We start from the raw sequence: 18,017 nt of genomic DNA on the forward strand, positions 1-18,017 counted from the left end.
AATAAGTGTTTTACAATAATTATAACTAATCATCAAGGGGGATTGTCATGATTTATGCTTTAAAAGCAATTACTACAGGAAAAATAGAAGACTTGTCTTATAGTTCTAGAAGACCTATGCGTTCAGCACTAAACAAAAAGCCATTTGCTGGTAAAATGTGGTTATCAAAAACAGGTTTTTCTGAAGATGAACAAGAATATAAAGGGCATGGCGGGCCACATAAAGCGGTTTGCCTATACAGTAAAAAAAATTATGATTTATGGAAAGATGATGTAACAGCATTACCTGATTACGCTATGTTTGGTGAAAATTTAACTGTCGAAGACTTAGACGAAAAGAACATTCATTTTGGTGACCAATTCCAATTAGGCAATGCCATCATTGAAGTATCAGAAATTAGAGAACCTTGTTGGAAAATACAGGAAAAATATAAAATTCCAAATCTGATTCAACGTATGTCTAGTTCTTGTAAGACGGGATGTTACTTCAGGGTTCTTAAAGAAGGGTTTGTAGATGAATCCTCTCATCTTGAACTTATAAAATATGGTAATGAAGCTTCCCTGTTGTCCGTTTTTGAACTGAATGATATTTATTACAATGACAATAAAAATGCCGATCGCTTAACATATGCTTTAAAAAATCCTTATTTAACAAAAGAAAGACGTCAAAAATTAGAAAAATTTTTAAAACGTGCTCAAAAACAAAAAAAGGAGTGAGGCAAAAAACATATTTTCATAAAATGATTTCTGCCTCGTTCCTTAATTTTATCCATATTTGATGCCAATCAAATCACAAAGATTTCAGTGTTCATTGTTGGATTATATTTCTGTATTAAATGTTTATTTTTCAGAAATTTTGTATGAAGTTTTTGAATAAAATGGTTGATTGGCTTCTAAAATCGAAGGCGCGTTTTCACCAAATAGATTAATATCGTTCGGGATAGTTTGCGTTTCAAGCGTAAAACCAGAATGCGCTTTATAAATATTAAAGTCACTGTCCCACTCACTTGTATCGTTAAAAGTGAAGATAACTACATTTGGCATATCTGTTTCTAATATTAATTGAAAATGTTTATTTTCAACTTTCATACCTTGTTTACCGATTTCAAATGGATGATCTATACCACCGTATTGTTGCATTTGCGCTTTAATATCTGGATGCACACTATTAAATATATCTTTGAATTGTATTTGGTTTGTATTGAATACACTATCAAGACTAATAGGATCTTGTTTAGCTACAAACTGATTATCATCTAATAAATACATATTTAATTTTGAACTCGAAATGCTATGATTATCGATAACATTGTTATCTCTATTCAAATTAAAATATACATGATTCATAGGATTAAATATTGTTTTCTCACTAGCCACAGCCTTATATTCAATCGTCCATTTATGGTCAACATTATAAGTATGAATCACTTCTAAATCGATATCTCCAGGAAAATAATCATCTGTCTGCTTAATCGTTGTAGTGAAAACAATCTTCACTTGGCCTACTTGTTCAAGGATTTCATAATCAAAATAACATTTATCAATACCTTTTAATCCACCATGTATGTTATTTTTACCGTCATTTGCATCTAAGTGGTATGTTTTTCCATCTAATTGAAATTTCGCCTCTGCAATACGCCCTCCATACCGGCCTACGGTAGCACCAAAATAAAAAGGGTTTTGTCGATAGAATTCGTCAGCCTCTACCACATTCCCTAATACGATGTTATTATCATCATATTTCCAAGACACAATACGCGCGCCATAGTTAGTAAAAACAATCTTAGTTGCTTCATTGTCTATTTTAATTAAGTCAATACCATTACTTTGTTTTTCTACTTTTGCAAACATCATCAATTACTCCCTTTCAAGCCAAAACATTATTCAAATTGAGATTTGGCTTTATCTTGAATAAATTATCACTCATATAAACGCCGTCTCACTAAGTATCTCTAATGAACATCTATTAATCTTAGTCAGCCAGCTCAATATCACTATTTGCGCCCATCCTAGATTGATTCTTCTATTTAAAGTGAAAGAATAATATTTAACCTATACTTACAAAACCAACAGAAATATTTAACACTTGTCAATGATTCCCTCAAACATTGTCCAAATTAAACTTTCTGTTGACTTTTAAAGTTGTTTAAAACCGTATACACAAGCCCTATTCAATTATTCTATACTTCTACATTGTAACAATTAAAGCAAATAATTATCTATCATAATCATTAATTCTATCAAATATTATTTGAAATTGTAGTGTTTTTTTAAATTTTTATAAATGCATCATTTAACTTTTAGTAAAAACACGTTTTATAGATTTCAATAAGCCTTTATCAAAACTTAATATGGTATCTTTATAACTTCTTACCGCAATATAAAGTAAAATAAATATCATTATAATAGACAAGGCAATACTTACAACGATTTCCCAAGTCATTACATCAGGTGTCGATGCTCGTACAAACATGATAAATGGTGATATCAATGGGATAAAACTTGTAATTTTTGCTAATGTCGTGTCTGGATTGATGACGCTAAATAATGCAATATAAAACGCAATCATGCTAATTAATGTCATTGGCATGAGTGATTGGTTTATATCCTCAATGCGTGCTGTAATGGAACCTAAAATAGCTGCTAAGATAATATAAGAAAGGATACCTACAATCAATGAAATAACACCAACAATAATTAATTGCACTGTTAATTCATTAGGCTGTATATCGAACCCCTTAAGCATATCTCCAATATCAAATACAAGTATACATAAAATAGCTGCTGCAACGAAAATAATAATTTGAGTTAGTGCAACAGCAATAACACCAGTCAGTTTAGCTAATATATGCGTAACAGGTGAAACACTTGTTATAATCATTTCAATAACACGCGATGTTTTTTCGGTTGCAATTTCCATTGCAACTTGATTGGCATAGTTGATAATAATGAAAAACATTAACATGACACCCGCATATACTATAACTGTATTAAATGTTTTTTGGGATTCGCTTAAATTAGATTCATTTGCTTTATCAGAAACGACTTCAGAACTCACTTTGCTTTGAGATTGTAATTGTTTCAACTCGTCTTGAGAAAGATTTAAACTAGATGCGGTAAGATTTGTTTGCATAGTTGTTAATGTCGTCTGTAATTTTTGTTCATCTTGTTTTGAAACCGTGTCTTTACTTAAAATTTTACCCGTAAGTTTATTACTATCATGTAATTGAATGACGTAAGCTTTATCTAACTTTTCATTTTTTACTTGTTGCTGTGCTTGTGCTTCCGTCACTTGTTTAAATTTTGCTTCTCCATCTAGTTGATTACTTTGGTCTTTAACGGCTTTATAAATTTGGTCTTGGTTTGTTACAACCCCAATGGTATCGGGTCCATCATCAAATAAATCAACTATTTTATTAATGTTTGCAGCCACCAACATTAAAATAACCACAATAGCAGTAAAAATCATAAATGATTTTGTTTTAACTTTACTCTTGTATGTTAGCGAAAAAGTTGCCCAAAATTTACCCATTCACATCACCTACTTTATCAATAAAGATTTCATTTAAAGTTGGCTCAACAACTTGAAACCTTTTAACAAAACCATATTTTACAACAACTTCATATATTTTTTCCGCAATAGTTTCATCCTCTATGAATGCCTTGATTTCTCTTTTATTGCGTTCAACTCTCATAACACCAGATATATCGTCTAATTCAGGCATTTCATGATGTGTTTCAACAATCACACTTTTATTTCCGTGATTTGCTTTAACTTCATTAATTGGCCCTGAAACCACGAGTGCTCCTTTATTAAGGATACAAACATCATCACAAAGTTCTTCTACATGTTCCATCCTATGTGAACTATAAATAATCGTAGTCCCGCCTTCATTCAAATCTTTTACTGCTTCTTTTAACAATTCAACGTTAACTGGATCCAAACCACTAAAAGGTTCATCTAATATTAATAATTCTGGATTATGTAACATACTTGCAAGTAGTTGAATTTTTTGTTGATTCCCTTTTGATAATGCCTCAATTTTCTTTCCTCTATTTTCTTCGATATCAAAACGGTTTAACCAATAATCAATTGCCTTAGATATCGCTTTGGGTTTCATACCTTTTAACGTAGCTAAATATCTTAGTTCATCTTCTACTTTCATTTTCGGATGTAGTCCTCGTTCTTCAGGCAAATAACCTATATTGTCATATATCGATTTATCAATCGGCTTATTTTTATATAAAATTTGGCCTTCTGTGACGGGCGTTAATCCAAGTATCATTCTGAAAGTCGTCGTTTTCCCCGCCCCATTTCTTCCTAAAAATCCTAACATTTTGCCTTGTTCCAAAGTTAGCGATATATCATTAACTGCTGTAAAATTTTTATATTGTTTCGTAACATGCACTATATTTAAAGCCATAATCACCTTTCCCTCCCTTTAAATTCAAATAATATATACCGATAATAACATTTCACAACTTAAATATACATTTTAATATGTAATTTAATTCATGTTATGCACATAAAAACAAATATTATTATTGGTCAATTTATTTATACCAAATGCCTACAAATAACATTGTCTTTACAATGATTTTTGTAAGCACTATCATTGAATTTAATAAGTGTTCCCACTTATTAAAAATGTGTTTGGGAGGTAATGGCATATGAGTTATAGTATTGGTATCGATTACGGTACAGCATCTGGTCGTGTGTTTCTAGTAGATACTTCTAATGGTGAAATTATATCGACCTATATTAAAGCATATCCGCATGGCACGATTTCTGGTTCGTTAAACGGACGTGATTTACCGCACAATTATTTTTTACAGCATGCTGAAGACTACACCAAGATTCTAGAAGAAGGCGTACAACACGTTTTAAAAGATGGCAACGTTGATCCTTCAAGTATTATTGGCATTGGTGTTGATTTTACAAGCTGTACTATCGTCTTTTTAGATAATGATTTCAAACCATTACATACACATGAAAATTTGAAAGATAATCCACATGCTTATGTCAAACTCTGGAAGCATCACGGCGCTCAAGAAGAAGCTACGTTTATGAAAGAAGTGAGCGATAACCATAACGTTGGTTGGTTAGACTTTTACGGCCATAGCGTCAACAGCGAATGGATGATTCCTAAAATATTAGAGGTTAAACACAAAGCACCTGAAATATTAGCTCAAAGTGCGTATATTATGGAAGCTGGTGACTATATCGTTAGTTTATTAACGAATAAAAATATTCGCTCAAATTGTGGGATTGGTTTTAAAGGGTTTTACAGTGAAAAAGATGGCTTCAACTATGCTTTCTTTGAAGCGGTTGATCCAGAATTACCGGCAATTATAAAAAATAAATGTGAAGCGCCCGTAGTAAATATTGGGGATAGCGCTGGCAATTTAACAACTTACTATCAAAAATTATGGGGGTTAACTGAACATGTCCAAATTTCTCCATATATTATAGACGCACATTCAGGGGTACTTGGCGTTGGAGCAATTGAGCAAGGCGAATTCACACCAGTTATTGGTACAAGCACTTGTCATCTTATGCTTGATCCTAAACAAGTGTCTATTCCCGCTATTACCGGTTCAGTAAAGGATGCTATCATCCCTGGCTTATACGCTTATGAAGCAGGCCAACCTGCAGTAGGTGATTTATTTAATTATTCAGCAAGCCTCGCTCCAAAACATATCGTAGATCAAGCAGAGCAACAAGGTATCTCAACGTTAGAACACCTAGAAAATTTAGCTTCTGATATACCTATTCATAAACAACACGTAACCATATTAGATTGGCACAATGGCAACCGCAGTATATTAAGTGATAGTAATCTTACCGGAAGCATCTTTGGTTTAACTTTACAAACACCATTTGCAATGATTCATCGTGCGTGTATTGAAGCCACAGCATTTGGCACTAAAATGATTATGCAGCAATTTGAAAAAAATCATATCCCTGTAAATACTGTATACGCAGCTGGAGGCATTCCAATCAAAAGCAAACTGTTAGTAGATATATATGCAAATGTTCTAAATAAAGACGTCGTCGTTATGGATTCTTCAAATGCTACAGCCTTAGGCGCAGCAATGCTAGGTGCAAATGTGGGGAGCGCGTATCAATCCCTAAAAGAAACTGTCCATCATATGAAACAACCTGTATATTATCGATTGCAACCTGACTCTGAAAAAGTCCAACAATATGAAAAATTATTTCAGCGATACAAAGCGCTACACGATTTGTTAGGAAAATCCTATGCTGCCTTATCATATAGAGAAAATTAGAACTATATAAATAACCAAGTATAGTCAAACTCATTCGTTTGTTATACTTGGTTTTTGCAGTTATATATTCATTTATTGTTCTTTATATGTTTTATCAATCTTAGTATATTGGTTAGCATATTTGTGACTCGGACCATACTTGTTTGTTTTTCGTTCACTATCTAAACAAGCAATCACTAGGAAATAGATACCAAATCCTATATAAAATACATAGATTAACACGATAATGATAACATTTACTATATTAGTAGATTCTAAATCTTGAAAGCCAATAATTAGTAATATAATGTATGTAATGATTGATACACCTAAATAACTAAGGGGCAGTACCATCGATCTACCTGTATCATGAAATCTTCTGATAAATAAAGCCCAATTGGGTATTAATGTTACTAATCCGTAAATAGCAAAATAAATAAAACTAATAAACAAAAAGAGCACACTGCCCATAACTGCGCCTTCAGAATGAGATGCAGTGCCAGCTATTAATGCGATTAATCCTATAAGATATAAGATACCGCCGGGTATTAGAAAAATGATATGCCATAATACCATATACCAATACTCACTTCTTCGCGCGCGACTTTTAAAATTTAAATAATTTTTCCAAAACAACTTAAATGCTTCGCCAAATCCGACTTTCCTTTCCAAATGATTCCCTCCGCTCCAAATTCATTTGATATCATTAGTGTTTAACTTTATTATAGTCTTAATATGTCTTACTGAATTTTTTCAATATTTAGGCAACTTACATGCCTTATTCTACCAAAGTTTTAACATAGTGATAACACAATTTTACAAATTTACAAAAAGTGTTTAAAAACACTTAATTTTATAAACTATTAAATGGAGGATTAATAAATGGATTTTTTACAACGTGATACAGTTACTATCGCTAAAGATTTACTTGGTGTGCGCGTCATTTTCGAGGATGATTTACATACTTTTACTGGCTATATAGTTGAAACAGAAGCGTATGTTGGTCAAAATGACCAGGCAGCTCACGGATTTAATGGTAAACGAACACCCAAAGTAGAATCTTTATACAAACGTGGAGGTACTATTTACGCTCATGTTATGCATACGCATTTACTCATCAATTTCGTTACTCAACTAGAAGATGTACCGGAAGGCGTACTCATACGCGCCATTGAACCAGAAGAAAACATTGAAGTGATGCGTTTAAACAGAAAAAAAGATGGCTTCGAATTAACAAATGGTCCTGGAAAATGGACAAAGGCATTTAATATACCAAGATATTTAGATGGCGCTCGTTTAAATGAAGGCCGTCTCAAAATTGATACTAAAAATCGTAAGTATCCTAAACAAATTGAAGCAACACCAAGAATAGGTATCCCGAACAAAGGGGAATGGACACACAAACCACTTCGTTTTATCGTTAAAGGCAATCCTTATGTTTCAAGAATACCAAAACGTTCAACCGTCTCTGCTCAAGAAACTTGGCGTCACTAACCAATAGGTACAGTATCAATCAAAATGAACTGATTGATACTGTACCTATTTAATATTTCATTTTTATTTATTATTGTAATGTCTTTTTATCTTTATCAAGTAAACCAAATTGAATTGTAATTACTGTACAAATAACTAATACCACTGGATAAAATGTGTATTTTAAAACTTCTATATAAGACACATCCCCATACTGCTCAACCATTAACATGCCACTATCGTGAGGTAATAACATTAAAGCAGAACAAGCAAATATATCTAATAAACTAGCCATGCGTTTAGGTGGCACTTTATATTCATCACCAATTTCTTTAGCGATCGGAGCAGAAATAATAATCGCTAATGTATTATGTGATAAAGCTGCAGAAAGTACACCAGACATTAAACTAATTACATATTCAGCACTTTTACGTCCTCTTGCCTTCTCTTTCATTGTTTTAATAATCCAGTCAATACCACCATAATATCGAATCAATGCAACAAGTCCCGAAACTAGGAAAGCTACTAGAAAAATAAGGAACATACTTTCCATACCTTCACCAATTGCTTTAGTGAATTGGAACACACCTAAATTTCCTTGAACCATTCCTAGCATCCCAGCCATGACAATACCAATAATCAGCACTAATATAACATCTAAGCCTACTATTGCAGCTACAAGCACAAATAAATAAGGCAAAATATTAATAAAATTAAAGCTTAAATCACCTTCAACTTTGCCTGTGCCACCAACAAACGCATAAATAATTGCTGTGATAAGTGCTGCAGGTACAGCAATCAATACGTTCATCTTGAATTTATCTTTCATTTTGGCACCTACCCCATTGGTAGCTGCTATGGTTGTATCGGAAATAATCGATAAATTATCACCAAAATAAGCACCAGCTATGACAGCTGCGCCCGCTGCTGCTACACTTAAATCTGCGCCTTGTGCCACAGCAACACCAACAGGTATAAAAGCAGCTTGTGCACCAGTCGATGTACCTAGTGTCAACGCAGCAAAACCACTCATAATAAATATACCAGGTATAAGTAAACTAGGTGGAATAACTGAAAGCCCCATATTTACCATAGCTTCTTTGCCGCCCATTTCAGACGTAACAGTAGAAAAAGCACCAGCTAATAACAGAATTAAACCTAAGTTAACAATACCTGAGTTTCCTGCATGTTCTGTGAATATCTCTACTTTTTTAGTAAATTTAGTTTTTCTATCATAGCATGTCCAGGCGATGATGATACCTATAAAAATAGCCACATGTCTCGGCAATTGATCAAAAGCATTTTCTTTTCCCATCATTGTAAATGTAATACCGACACCAATATATAAACCTAAAAATATAACTAATGGCAGAAGCGCTAAAGCACCATATTGCTTGTCACTTCTATTATTTTCCTGCATAATACTTCTCCTTATTATTACCGTCATTTTATATGGCTTACAGTATATCAAAAAAGTGACTAAGACAGAAATATTAAAATTTAAATTGCTTTTTATTCCTATATATATAATAAGTGTTAAACCTTTAAGCAATGTAAAAAGCGGAACAATGAAATCTAAATATGATTTCTGTTCCGCTCTTGTTGACTTATACAAACTATTTTTCTAACTATTAATTAACTTTTCATTTAATTAATTTCTGCATTACCTGTATCTGTTTCAATATGGATGAGATGTCTGCCATTGCCTACTTGTTTATTTTTAAATAAGCGGTCATTAATTGTTAGTTCTCCGATATCACTTTCAAATGCTACACGTGTGTTTTTAGGCCGTTGGTCACCATACTTCATAGATACATTGCCCACATCTGTTTTCACATTAATTGGCTTATCAGCTGGCATATCGTCTATTTCAAAATTACCCGTATCTGATGCAAACTCTCCAGAATTAAACTGAGTATGTGCTATATGAACATTTGCAACATCAACTTTACTAATCAATCGATCAAATTCAGAATTTTGAATCGTCATCTCTGATACGTCTGCATATAATTTGGCATAGTCAGCATACACGCTATCTAATTTGATAGAACCTGAATAAGTATTCACATCCAAATGATCTAATGATTTAGGTAACGTGACTACTACGTGATTATGTTCAAAATCTAAAAAAGAGATATCGCTTTTATTATCTAACGCTTTATCTTTTACATAAAGTGTACCGTTTTTAACATTTGTATTCATATGCGTTTCACCTTTTGTTCCACGTGATTCAACTTTAAATTGATCTCCTTTTTGGATCGTCACGTTACTCTTCTCTAAATCTACGTCCAATTTATTTATATGATCTTGGTCATACACTTTATGATAATTCACAGATGTTTCCTTTGATTTTTCATTTTCTATTTTAAATTGTTGAATCGCGCCAATACTACAAAAAATCGTTATAACCAAACCGATTATAAAAAGGATGATTAATGTTTTTTTCATGAAACTGCACTCCTTTTCACGACTTTAATATTCCATCTAAGATACTTCACACAAATTAAATAAAACGCTTTTGAAATTAAATACGTGATGACAAAAAGCATCAAACCGACACCAAATATCGCTCCTACTGCGTAAACATCAAAAAGCAAGACATATTCAAATCCTTCAATCATTCCTTTTATTAGTAATAATACTGGACTAAATACGAATGAGATGGTCGTAATAATTAATGAAATAACAATACTCAAGATAAAAACAAATGGAACTAAAATAACAAAGAAGTTTAATAAACTTAAACCCATCACTGCAAAAATAGCATTCCCAACATCACCAAATTTATTACTATGTTCTGCTTTTTCAACGGCTGCAGTAGCATTTAATTCTTTCGCTAAATTTCTAGGGTCACCAAGTTCAGCCGAAATTTGCGCCTCTGTTTTTCCTTCTTTAAACCCACTATAAAAATGCGTTTCATATTCATTCAATATGTCTTGTCTTTCTTCATCAGAAGTATGCTTTAAATGTTTATGCAACTGCTTTAAAAATTCATTTTTAGTCATTTATATCACTCTCCTTAATAAATATCTCTACAGTATCTGAAAATAACTGCCATTCTTGTAATAAATCTGCTAATCTTTGTATACCTTGATCAGTAATACGGTAATACTTTCTAGCGGGGCCTTCAGTAGAAGGTTGATAATACGTTGTAAGCTCACCATTTTTCACCAATCTTCGTAATAATGGATATACAGTTCCTTCTGCGATACTCATATGCCTAGAAATGTTTTGTACTAACGAATAACCATATTGGTCATCTTTTTTTATTATGAGTAACACGATAAGTTCAAGCGCCCCTTTTTTAAATTGACTGTTCATTGGTTACCTCCTCTTAAAAACCAGTACTATACATTACACAGTAGTTGTTAAAAACAATATAGCACATACTACTGTACAATGCAAAGTACTATGTTATATTTTTAAAAGTAATATATATACTTGCTTACGAATCACATATTTTTTAAAATGTAGATCAACAGTTTTGAAATCGTTACCATTAATTCTGTTTATTATTTAATTCTAAACTAGCTTTATGTTATTTACATATGTATAATGGTTACTATGGGCTTTTTGTAAGCTCTTTCTTTATGATCAATTTGCACATCACTTCATTTACATAACAACACTCAAGAGATTTACTTGAAATTTAAGGGGGAATGAAAATGCTAGAGCTAGATGCAATTACTACTTTAGCGCTCGCAAGCATGTTATACCTTTTAGGTATCTACATTGTGAATCATGTTTCAATATTAAGAAAGCTATGTATTCCTGCACCTGTAATCGGCGGTTTATTGTTTTCAATTCTAGTCGCTATTTTACAATCAACACAAATCTTAACAATTAAGTTGGACTCAGAATTCATTCAAAATTTCTTTATGCTTGCATTCTTTACAACAATTGGTTTAGGCGCTTCGTTAAAATTATTGCGCTTAGGTGGAAAAGTATTAATTTTATATTTTATTTTTTGTGGTATTCTTGCTATTTTCCAAAACTTAATTGGTATTTCATTAGCAAAAGTATTAAATATATCACCATTACTCGGTTTGACTGCTGGCTCAATGTCTATGGAAGGCGGCCACGGCAATGCAGCTGCATATGGCCAAACCATTCAAAGTATGGGTATTGATTCTGCATTGACTGCTGCTTTAGCTGCAGCGACACTAGGACTTGTCGCTGGTGGTTTAATTGGCGGTCCCGTTGTAAAATTCTTGATAACTAAATATAATTTAAAACCAGAAAATGCCGAAGAGACAACCAAAGACTATGGCAATGTTAAATCTAATGAATATTTACGTAACCGTATGAATCCTACTACTATCTTTTTCTTACAATTTACAATCGTTGCTATTTGTATGGCAATTGGATCATATTTAGGAAATACATTCTCTGATTTAACGGGCATCAATATTCCAATTTATGTTGGCGCTATGTTTGTAGCAGTGATTATCCGTAACATTTCTGAATATAATAATTTAAATCTAATTGATATGAAATTTATAGATAATATCGGTGACATTTCATTAAGTTTATTCTTATCTATCGCTTTAATGAGTATTCAACTTACTGAAATCTATCAATTGGCCATACCGTTAATTATTATCGTTTTAATACAAGTATTATTTATCGTTCTTTTCTCTGTATTTATTGTTTTCCGCGGTTTAGGAAAAAATTACGATGCCGCAGTTATGATTGGTGGCTTTATTGGTCATGGTCTTGGTGCGACACCAAATGCTATGGCAAACTTAGATGTTATCACTAAAAAATTCGGTGCTTCACCGAAATCATATCTCGTTGTACCTATCGTTGGCGCATTTTTAATCGACTTGTTGGGTGTACCGATTGTTACAACATTTATTAATATATTCTAACCATAAAAGTCAATTTCGAGATAAAGAAAGCCTGAGACATAAAGAAAAAACATGTCTCAGGCTTTTATGTGTTTATCTGCAAGTCCAATGACTGGACATAACATATACGCATTATTTATAGGCAGTATTCAAAATTTCAATCTTATTATGCTATTGCCTATATTATACTTTGATTAAGACATTTTTTACGTCTCAATTACTTGCCTCATTATTCTATTTTTATAAATCCAAAAAAACATTTCATTGTAACTAAACATAAAACATCGGTTAGAAAATATCGATATTTCGTTGATCAATCCAAGATTGTAGCTTAGGGCCAAAAATCATTTGTGCATTTTTCAAATCTTTAGGTGAACGTGCATCTAACATTGTCATAATCTTTTTCATATGTTCAGTAAATTGTTCTGTATAGTTAAGTGTTTCAGTAATGCCATAATTTTCAACTTGATTTAAAAACGGCCGTGACATGCCTACAGCACTCGCTCCTAAAGCCAAACATTTTATAACGTCTAATGGTGAGCGCACGCCCCCACTAGCAAGTATATCCATGTCTCTTTGATAAGAAGTACTTTCTAGCAATGATTCAACTGTAGTTTGCCCCCATAAACTTAAATAGTCCATGTCTTTATAACTACGTCTTTCATTCTCAATATCTACAAAATTCGTACCGCCTCGTCCACTTACATCTACATATCTGATACCAATTTCATGTAATTGTTTAATTGTTTCTTTACTCATGCCAAATCCTACTTCTTTTATAATCACTGGTACATCTACACGCGCTACGATTTGTGCAAGATTGTCCATCCAAGTTGAAAAAATCCTATTTCCTTCAGGCATCACTAGTTCCTGAGGCGCGTTTACGTGCACTTGTAAAGCTTGCGCGTCTAACAAATGCACAGACTCTACTGCTTTATCTACCGGCACATCGGCGCCCACATTGCTAAATATTATTCCATTCGGATTCGTTTCACGAACAATGGTAAATGATGAAGCCATTTTACTATTACGCAACGCCGCATGTGTAGAACCTACTGCCATTGCCATGCCACTTTCACGTGCAATCATTGCTAATTTCTCATTAATCTGTTTAGTCCATTCGCTCCCACCAGTCATTGCATTAATATATAGTGGTTGGCTCAGTGTAAAATCTTTAAGTGAACTTTCAAGGTTGATGTCACTGACATCTATACTTGGAATCGAGTGGTGTACAAATCGAATTTCATCAAAATCTGAGATTGTCGCATCAGTTTGAGCCATTGCAATCTCAACATGTTCATTTTTTCTTTGTTCTCTTTTAAAATCGCTCATTGTTCGCTCCTACCTTCAATACTTATTGTTATCTTACCTACATTGCATAGTCATTTTTTAAAATCATTTAGCTAAAACCATTTTTCTTTTTTAAAATAAATAACGCAGCCTACGCTAATACATAACATAAGCACCAATACAATATAATAACCATAATACCACTTTAGTTCTGGCATATTCACAAAATTCATGCCATAAATGCCTGTAATCAATGTTAAAGGTAAAAAAACTACAGATACCAAAGTGAGCATTTGCATAATTCGATTCATTTTATATGAAGCATACGAGACGAGATTGTCTTTAATCTCATTTGTCATTTCTTGACATATTTTTAAAATATTTTGTTGTTTTATCATGTGATCATCTATGTGCTGAATATACAAATCATTTTTATCATTCACTAATAACTGACTGCTTTCTTTTAACTGATCTACCAGTACTTTCATTGGATATATAACACGTTTTAATTTAATCAGTTCTTGACGTATCATAAAAACGTCATCCATATCCGTTTTCATGGAGTCATAATGCGCTTGTCTATCTTCAAATGCATATACCTTATCTTCAATATCATATACTAATTCAAAATAGCTATCTACTACGTAATCTAAAATGCTCATCACAATCTCTTCAAGTTGAAGACCACCAAGTGCGCGTTCTTTTATATTCTCTTCTACTTGTTTTAAAACATTAAATGGTTGATGGTGATATGTAATGAGTAAACGATCTTTAATAAAAAGATTTAATGCTTTTGTGTTAAACGTTTTACGATTCAACCCATGGATAACAATATATTGATATGAATCATATATTTTGTATTTAGCCCTTGGTGTCCCGTTCACTGTATCATCAATTTCGAGTTTATTAAAGTTAAAATACGTTTGTAAAAAATTATTTTCAGCATCTGTTGGTTGGTTTAAATCACACCATACAAATTGTGCGGTATCAGGTATATCGTCTAAACGATCAACTGGTGTTAATTTGTTTTCGTGAGATAAATATTTAATTGTTATCGTCATAGCTCACCCCGGACATCATTTTCTTTATTTTATCATGAAATGATATATGTGTATGTTATATACTATTTTTAGTAGACTGATATTAGATATATTTCAATAATTAAATGGTAACTATTAATAAAATAAGGAGAGGTACCCATGAATGATCCTTTTAAGGTAACACAAGTTGTTACAAGCGATATGATAGATTATAATGGCCATGTACATGATGCTAACTATAACATGGTGTTTAGCGAAGCGATTAACCAATTTAATTACATACATGGATTATCATTAGCGGAGCGCAAAACATTAAACTATACACTATTCACCGTTGAAGAACAGACTGCTTATTTATCAGAATTAACTGAAGGTGATGTGTTTACCATCGACATCTATATTTATGATTACAACGAAAAAAGTGTACATTTCTTTTCAATCATGTCTAAACAAGATGGCACAAATGTAGCAACTAACGAAGCAATGATGTTAGGAATTGATCGGACTAACAGTAAAACAGCGCCCTTTCCTGATCATTTTGCGAAACAAATAAGTCATTATTATGACCATCAACAACGCATCGATTGGCCCAAACAATTAGGTCATCGTATCCGTATATCTAGATAAGGAGTGCTTACAAATGTCACAAAAAATGATGGACGATGTAAATATTCAACTATATGATTTAATAGACCAAACTAAAGCTGAATTAAGCGAACTCAACCAAAATAAACAACTTGTTATCAATGGTCCTGATAGCCAGCTTATACAACGTGGATTAGATATTAGCTATTTACAAGGACAAAAACAAGCTATAGACACAATTAGCTCTTTAATAGAACAACATCCATCAGAAAGAGATTTTCTCGAGAAGTACACAGAGTATGCTCAAAAAACTTCACAAGCATTTGAAAAATCTAATTTAGAATTTAAAATGATGAGCGTACCAACACAAGATTTCAATGTATTTTTGGGACAACATTATAGATTAAAAGGGACCCAAACTGTGATTGCTTCCATCAATTCAACGGTAAAAAAGTATTTTTAACACGCAGTCAACAATAATAACTGGACCTACAAAAATCTAATGTACACACTTTTGCAGGTCCAGTAATCTATGTTCAATCCCATGCATTTTTCATAACAACTTTAAAATCCTCAATTAGCTAACGTTTGTCATGAAGCGTATTCACAACTTCTTTAACAACTTTATGTGATTCTCTAATAGGTAATAATGCAAAAGCATTCACCATTCTTTTAAAGGTAAACAATTGCACCGGCTGTCTCATACCTTCTAAAATATAAGCTAATTTTTTCATATCTGGCAGATATATTTCTCGTCCACCGCCAAATATATATATCGGCGGCAATCCAAATAATTTTCCATAAATAGGCGATATTCTACTATCATTTAACGGTAAATCTCCAGACCATACTTTCATGATTTTCTGTAAACCATCTGTATTTAAAATGAGATCTTTTTCTATTAAATCTTTGGTGATAAGCTCATTGTTTAGTTGAGCATCTAACATTGGCGAAAATAAATAAACTTTAGCCGGCAATGGTAAATTTTCAGACACTAGTTGTTGAACAAAGCTGAGCGCAAGCCCTCCGCCTGTACCATCTCCCATTACAACAATATCTTCATTACTACATTCTTGTAATAATTGTTCATATACTTTATGAATGGCTGCATATGTATCTTCAATATGATATTTTGGCGCTTTAGGGTAAATAGGTAAAACAACTTCATATAAAGTACTCAAAGCAAGCTTGTCCATAAACCGCCAATGAAACGCAGAGGGTTGCAAAACATTATATCCCCCATGAATATATAAAATTTTCTTTTGCTGGCTATGTCTAAAACGAAATCTAAACAATTGCATATCATTTATCATTTGTTTGTCTAAGTCAGATTTTACATTCAATGTTTCAGGCTGTTTATGCTTCTTTTCATTCATCGTTAATCTTTTTTTAAGAAATTGTTCAAAGTTATGTTTGTCATTAAACATAATTGAACGATGTGGTAATAAATATTTATTAACAAATTTTGTTGTTAATCTTGACTTCATTTAAAATCAGTCCTATCTTTTTATAACAAATTTTCAAACTTTAGAAATTTTGTATTAATTTGGTTTTTAAAATAAATAATGTGATAAAATTAAAATAATGACATAAAAAACGAAGTTATAATAGAAAGTGAAAATAAACATATCACTCGTACTGTATTAAATAAAATCAAAGCGTACAACTTCATTAACTAAAATGTAACAGTTATCCAATATTATAACAAAATAAAAGTCATAGAATAACAATATAATAAATAACTGCAGTGAAAGGAGTAAGTTATGACAGCAAATAATCATCAATTTAAAGATTTTGAACACACCCTCACAAGTGAGCCAATGCAACGTGGCACACGTTACGGGAAAAAGAAGAAATCTTGGGTTAGTCTTATCATACAAGTCATCGTATTAATCTTAGTTGCAATTTCTGGATATAGCATGTTTAAAGAGCCGATTTTCAATTTAGTCTTTGCAAACGAAACTGTTAATTTTAAGGAACTTACCAATTTCCAAGAAACAATTAATAATTTTACTAATTTAAATATTAATATAGAAAGCATCGACAATCTACAAACGAGTATCGACAGATTAATCTTAGTCTTTTATGTATTCTTTATTGCTTGTATATTAAGTATCGTGTTAACTATTTTCACTGTATTCTTTAACAGAACGGCTTTAAAAATCGTTAATCTATTTGTTATAGCGATTATGCTTGTGATTACTTTCGGTTTTTCTTACTTAATTAAAAACATAGCATCAAGAATCGCTGATTCAATGAACCAATATTATATCACAGTAGATTCAACACAAATTTTAACAGAAGCTAATGCTATACATAATGCTTTTATTTTATTAGGGTGTAGTATAGCGTTACTTCTCATCAGTTTGTTCTTTAGAAATCGTAAACCCCGCATATAGACAGTAATTCCAATCTAAAAAAAGAGCCTGGGACATAAATCCCAGAAAAATAGCACTCAGATGATTTAATTCATCTGAGTGCTTCTTTTTATTCAATACTTCGTATTGTTG

At 32.2% G+C, this 18,017-nt stretch carries 18 protein-coding genes; 7 read left to right on the forward strand and 11 right to left on the reverse strand.

Going from position 1 to position 18,017, the window contains the following annotated elements:
* Window positions 1-47: 47 nt before the first annotated feature.
* On the forward strand, window positions 48-716 hold the full coding sequence (locus tag KA894_RS07925; protein WP_107644414.1) for an MOSC domain-containing protein: 669 nt from the start codon (window positions 48-50) through the stop codon (window positions 714-716).
* Between the two features lie 123 nt (window positions 717-839).
* On the opposite strand, the gene KA894_RS07930 is transcribed toward KA894_RS07925, so the two are convergent.
* The 3 genes from KA894_RS07930 to KA894_RS07940 form a co-directional block, all read right to left on the reverse strand.
* Complete coding sequence (locus KA894_RS07930; RefSeq protein WP_170006830.1) at window positions 840-1,850, reverse strand: aldose epimerase family protein; 1,011 nt, start codon at window positions 1,848-1,850, stop codon at window positions 840-842.
* Window positions 1,851-2,292: 442 nt separating this feature from the next.
* A complete protein-coding gene (locus KA894_RS07935; RefSeq protein WP_096808587.1) occupies window positions 2,293-3,531 on the reverse strand; it encodes an ABC transporter permease in 1,239 nt (412 codons plus the stop codon).
* Window positions 3,524-4,423: an ABC transporter ATP-binding protein gene (locus KA894_RS07940; protein ID WP_096808586.1), complete on the reverse strand. Its 900-nt coding sequence runs from the start codon at window positions 4,421-4,423 to the stop codon at window positions 3,524-3,526. The genes KA894_RS07935 and KA894_RS07940 overlap by 8 nt, the downstream gene beginning before the upstream one ends.
* A gap of 247 nt (window positions 4,424-4,670) precedes the next feature.
* Between KA894_RS07940 and KA894_RS07945 the strand changes: the two genes are divergently transcribed.
* A complete protein-coding gene (locus KA894_RS07945; RefSeq protein ID WP_210133869.1) occupies window positions 4,671-6,290 on the forward strand; it encodes a ribulokinase in 1,620 nt (539 codons plus the stop codon).
* A gap of 72 nt (window positions 6,291-6,362) precedes the next feature.
* Here KA894_RS07945 and KA894_RS07950 read toward each other — a convergent pair whose 3' ends face one another.
* The gene (locus tag KA894_RS07950) at window positions 6,363-6,941 is read right to left on the reverse strand and encodes a DUF805 domain-containing protein (protein WP_107644420.1); all 579 of its coding nucleotides are present in this window, start codon (window positions 6,939-6,941) and stop codon (window positions 6,363-6,365) included.
* Window positions 6,942-7,151: 210 nt separating this feature from the next.
* Here KA894_RS07950 and KA894_RS07955 point away from each other — a divergent pair, with 210 nt between their 5' ends.
* Window positions 7,152-7,763, forward strand: coding sequence for a DNA-3-methyladenine glycosylase (locus KA894_RS07955; RefSeq protein WP_096808583.1), 612 nt, complete (start codon window positions 7,152-7,154; stop codon window positions 7,761-7,763).
* Window positions 7,764-7,833: 70 nt separating this feature from the next.
* On the opposite strand, the gene KA894_RS07960 is transcribed toward KA894_RS07955, so the two are convergent.
* The 4 genes from KA894_RS07960 to KA894_RS07975 all read right to left on the reverse strand — a co-directional run bounded on the left by KA894_RS07960 (window position 7,834) and on the right by KA894_RS07975 (window position 11,063).
* Window positions 7,834-9,162: a Na+/H+ antiporter NhaC family protein gene (locus tag KA894_RS07960; protein ID WP_096808582.1), complete on the reverse strand. Its 1,329-nt coding sequence runs from the start codon at window positions 9,160-9,162 to the stop codon at window positions 7,834-7,836.
* Window positions 9,163-9,389: 227 nt separating this feature from the next.
* Window positions 9,390-10,190, reverse strand: a complete 801-nt coding sequence (locus tag KA894_RS07965; protein ID WP_107644421.1) for a DUF4097 family beta strand repeat-containing protein — start codon at window positions 10,188-10,190, stop codon at window positions 9,390-9,392.
* Entirely contained in the window at window positions 10,187-10,747 is a 561-nt protein-coding gene (locus KA894_RS07970) for an HAAS signaling domain-containing protein (protein ID WP_096808580.1), read from the reverse strand. Before KA894_RS07970 ends, KA894_RS07965 begins: the two co-directional genes overlap by 4 nt.
* Window positions 10,740-11,063 carry a PadR family transcriptional regulator gene (locus KA894_RS07975; RefSeq protein ID WP_103373682.1) on the reverse strand — a complete coding sequence of 108 codons (324 nt, stop codon included), beginning with the start codon at window positions 11,061-11,063 and terminating at the stop codon, window positions 10,740-10,742. Before KA894_RS07975 ends, KA894_RS07970 begins: the two co-directional genes overlap by 8 nt.
* A 344-nt stretch (window positions 11,064-11,407) precedes the next feature.
* On the opposite strand from KA894_RS07975, the gene gltS reads away from it, so the two are divergent.
* Window positions 11,408-12,613, forward strand: coding sequence for a sodium/glutamate symporter (gene gltS, locus KA894_RS07980; protein ID WP_096808578.1), 1,206 nt, complete (start codon window positions 11,408-11,410; stop codon window positions 12,611-12,613).
* A 267-nt stretch (window positions 12,614-12,880) separates the two neighbouring features.
* On the opposite strand, the gene fni is transcribed toward gltS, so the two are convergent.
* Window positions 12,881-13,924, reverse strand: coding sequence for a type 2 isopentenyl-diphosphate Delta-isomerase (gene fni, locus KA894_RS07985; protein WP_103372879.1), 1,044 nt, complete (start codon window positions 13,922-13,924; stop codon window positions 12,881-12,883).
* A 71-nt stretch (window positions 13,925-13,995) separates the two neighbouring features.
* A complete protein-coding gene (gene corA, locus KA894_RS07990) occupies window positions 13,996-14,943 on the reverse strand; it encodes a magnesium/cobalt transporter CorA (protein ID WP_115341989.1) in 948 nt (315 codons plus the stop codon).
* Window positions 14,944-15,081: 138 nt separating this feature from the next.
* Between corA and KA894_RS07995 the strand changes: the two genes are divergently transcribed.
* Window positions 15,082-15,549 carry a thioesterase family protein gene (locus tag KA894_RS07995; RefSeq protein WP_119488213.1) on the forward strand — a complete coding sequence of 156 codons (468 nt, stop codon included), beginning with the start codon at window positions 15,082-15,084 and terminating at the stop codon, window positions 15,547-15,549.
* 13 nt (window positions 15,550-15,562) lie between these two features.
* Window positions 15,563-15,970 carry a hypothetical protein gene (locus KA894_RS08000; protein WP_119488212.1) on the forward strand — a complete coding sequence of 136 codons (408 nt, stop codon included), beginning with the start codon at window positions 15,563-15,565 and terminating at the stop codon, window positions 15,968-15,970.
* 118 nt (window positions 15,971-16,088) lie between these two features.
* On the opposite strand, the gene KA894_RS08005 is transcribed toward KA894_RS08000, so the two are convergent.
* Window positions 16,089-16,994 carry an alpha/beta hydrolase fold domain-containing protein gene (locus tag KA894_RS08005; RefSeq protein ID WP_096808574.1) on the reverse strand — a complete coding sequence of 302 codons (906 nt, stop codon included), beginning with the start codon at window positions 16,992-16,994 and terminating at the stop codon, window positions 16,089-16,091.
* A gap of 276 nt (window positions 16,995-17,270) precedes the next feature.
* Between KA894_RS08005 and KA894_RS08010 the strand changes: the two genes are divergently transcribed.
* On the forward strand, window positions 17,271-17,906 hold the full coding sequence (locus tag KA894_RS08010) for a hypothetical protein (RefSeq protein WP_096808573.1): 636 nt from the start codon (window positions 17,271-17,273) through the stop codon (window positions 17,904-17,906).
* Window positions 17,907-18,017: the final 111 nt, after the last annotated feature.

Origin of the sequence: Staphylococcus sp. GDY8P131P (assembly GCF_017891975.1) — a bacterium.
GTDB classification, from domain to species: Bacteria; Bacillota; Bacilli; order Staphylococcales; family Staphylococcaceae; genus Staphylococcus; species Staphylococcus nepalensis.

What these genes read in the sequence shown, in the direction of transcription:
- KA894_RS07925 (WP_107644414.1), top strand. Translation starts at nt 48, where the DNA reads ATGATTTATGCTTTAAAAGCAATTACTACAGGAAAAATAGAAGACTTG.
- KA894_RS07930 (WP_170006830.1), bottom strand. Translation starts at nt 1,850, where the DNA reads ATGTTTGCAAAAGTAGAAAAACAAAGTAATGGTATTGACTTAATTAAA.
- KA894_RS07935 (WP_096808587.1), bottom strand. Translation starts at nt 3,531, where the DNA reads ATGGGTAAATTTTGGGCAACTTTTTCGCTAACATACAAGAGTAAAGTT.
- KA894_RS07940 (WP_096808586.1), bottom strand. Translation starts at nt 4,423, where the DNA reads ATGGCTTTAAATATAGTGCATGTTACGAAACAATATAAAAATTTTACA.
- KA894_RS07945 (WP_210133869.1), top strand. Translation starts at nt 4,671, where the DNA reads ATGAGTTATAGTATTGGTATCGATTACGGTACAGCATCTGGTCGTGTG.
- KA894_RS07955 (WP_096808583.1), top strand. Translation starts at nt 7,152, where the DNA reads ATGGATTTTTTACAACGTGATACAGTTACTATCGCTAAAGATTTACTT.
- KA894_RS07960 (WP_096808582.1), bottom strand. Translation starts at nt 9,162, where the DNA reads ATGCAGGAAAATAATAGAAGTGACAAGCAATATGGTGCTTTAGCGCTT.
- KA894_RS07965 (WP_107644421.1), bottom strand. Translation starts at nt 10,190, where the DNA reads ATGAAAAAAACATTAATCATCCTTTTTATAATCGGTTTGGTTATAACG.
- KA894_RS07970 (WP_096808580.1), bottom strand. Translation starts at nt 10,747, where the DNA reads ATGACTAAAAATGAATTTTTAAAGCAGTTGCATAAACATTTAAAGCAT.
- KA894_RS07975 (WP_103373682.1), bottom strand. Translation starts at nt 11,063, where the DNA reads ATGAACAGTCAATTTAAAAAAGGGGCGCTTGAACTTATCGTGTTACTC.
- gltS (WP_096808578.1), top strand. Translation starts at nt 11,408, where the DNA reads ATGCTAGAGCTAGATGCAATTACTACTTTAGCGCTCGCAAGCATGTTA.
- fni (WP_103372879.1), bottom strand. Translation starts at nt 13,924, where the DNA reads ATGAGCGATTTTAAAAGAGAACAAAGAAAAAATGAACATGTTGAGATT.
- corA (WP_115341989.1), bottom strand. Translation starts at nt 14,943, where the DNA reads ATGACGATAACAATTAAATATTTATCTCACGAAAACAAATTAACACCA.
- KA894_RS07995 (WP_119488213.1), top strand. Translation starts at nt 15,082, where the DNA reads ATGAATGATCCTTTTAAGGTAACACAAGTTGTTACAAGCGATATGATA.
- KA894_RS08000 (WP_119488212.1), top strand. Translation starts at nt 15,563, where the DNA reads ATGTCACAAAAAATGATGGACGATGTAAATATTCAACTATATGATTTA.
- KA894_RS08005 (WP_096808574.1), bottom strand. Translation starts at nt 16,994, where the DNA reads ATGAAGTCAAGATTAACAACAAAATTTGTTAATAAATATTTATTACCA.
- KA894_RS08010 (WP_096808573.1), top strand. Translation starts at nt 17,271, where the DNA reads ATGACAGCAAATAATCATCAATTTAAAGATTTTGAACACACCCTCACA.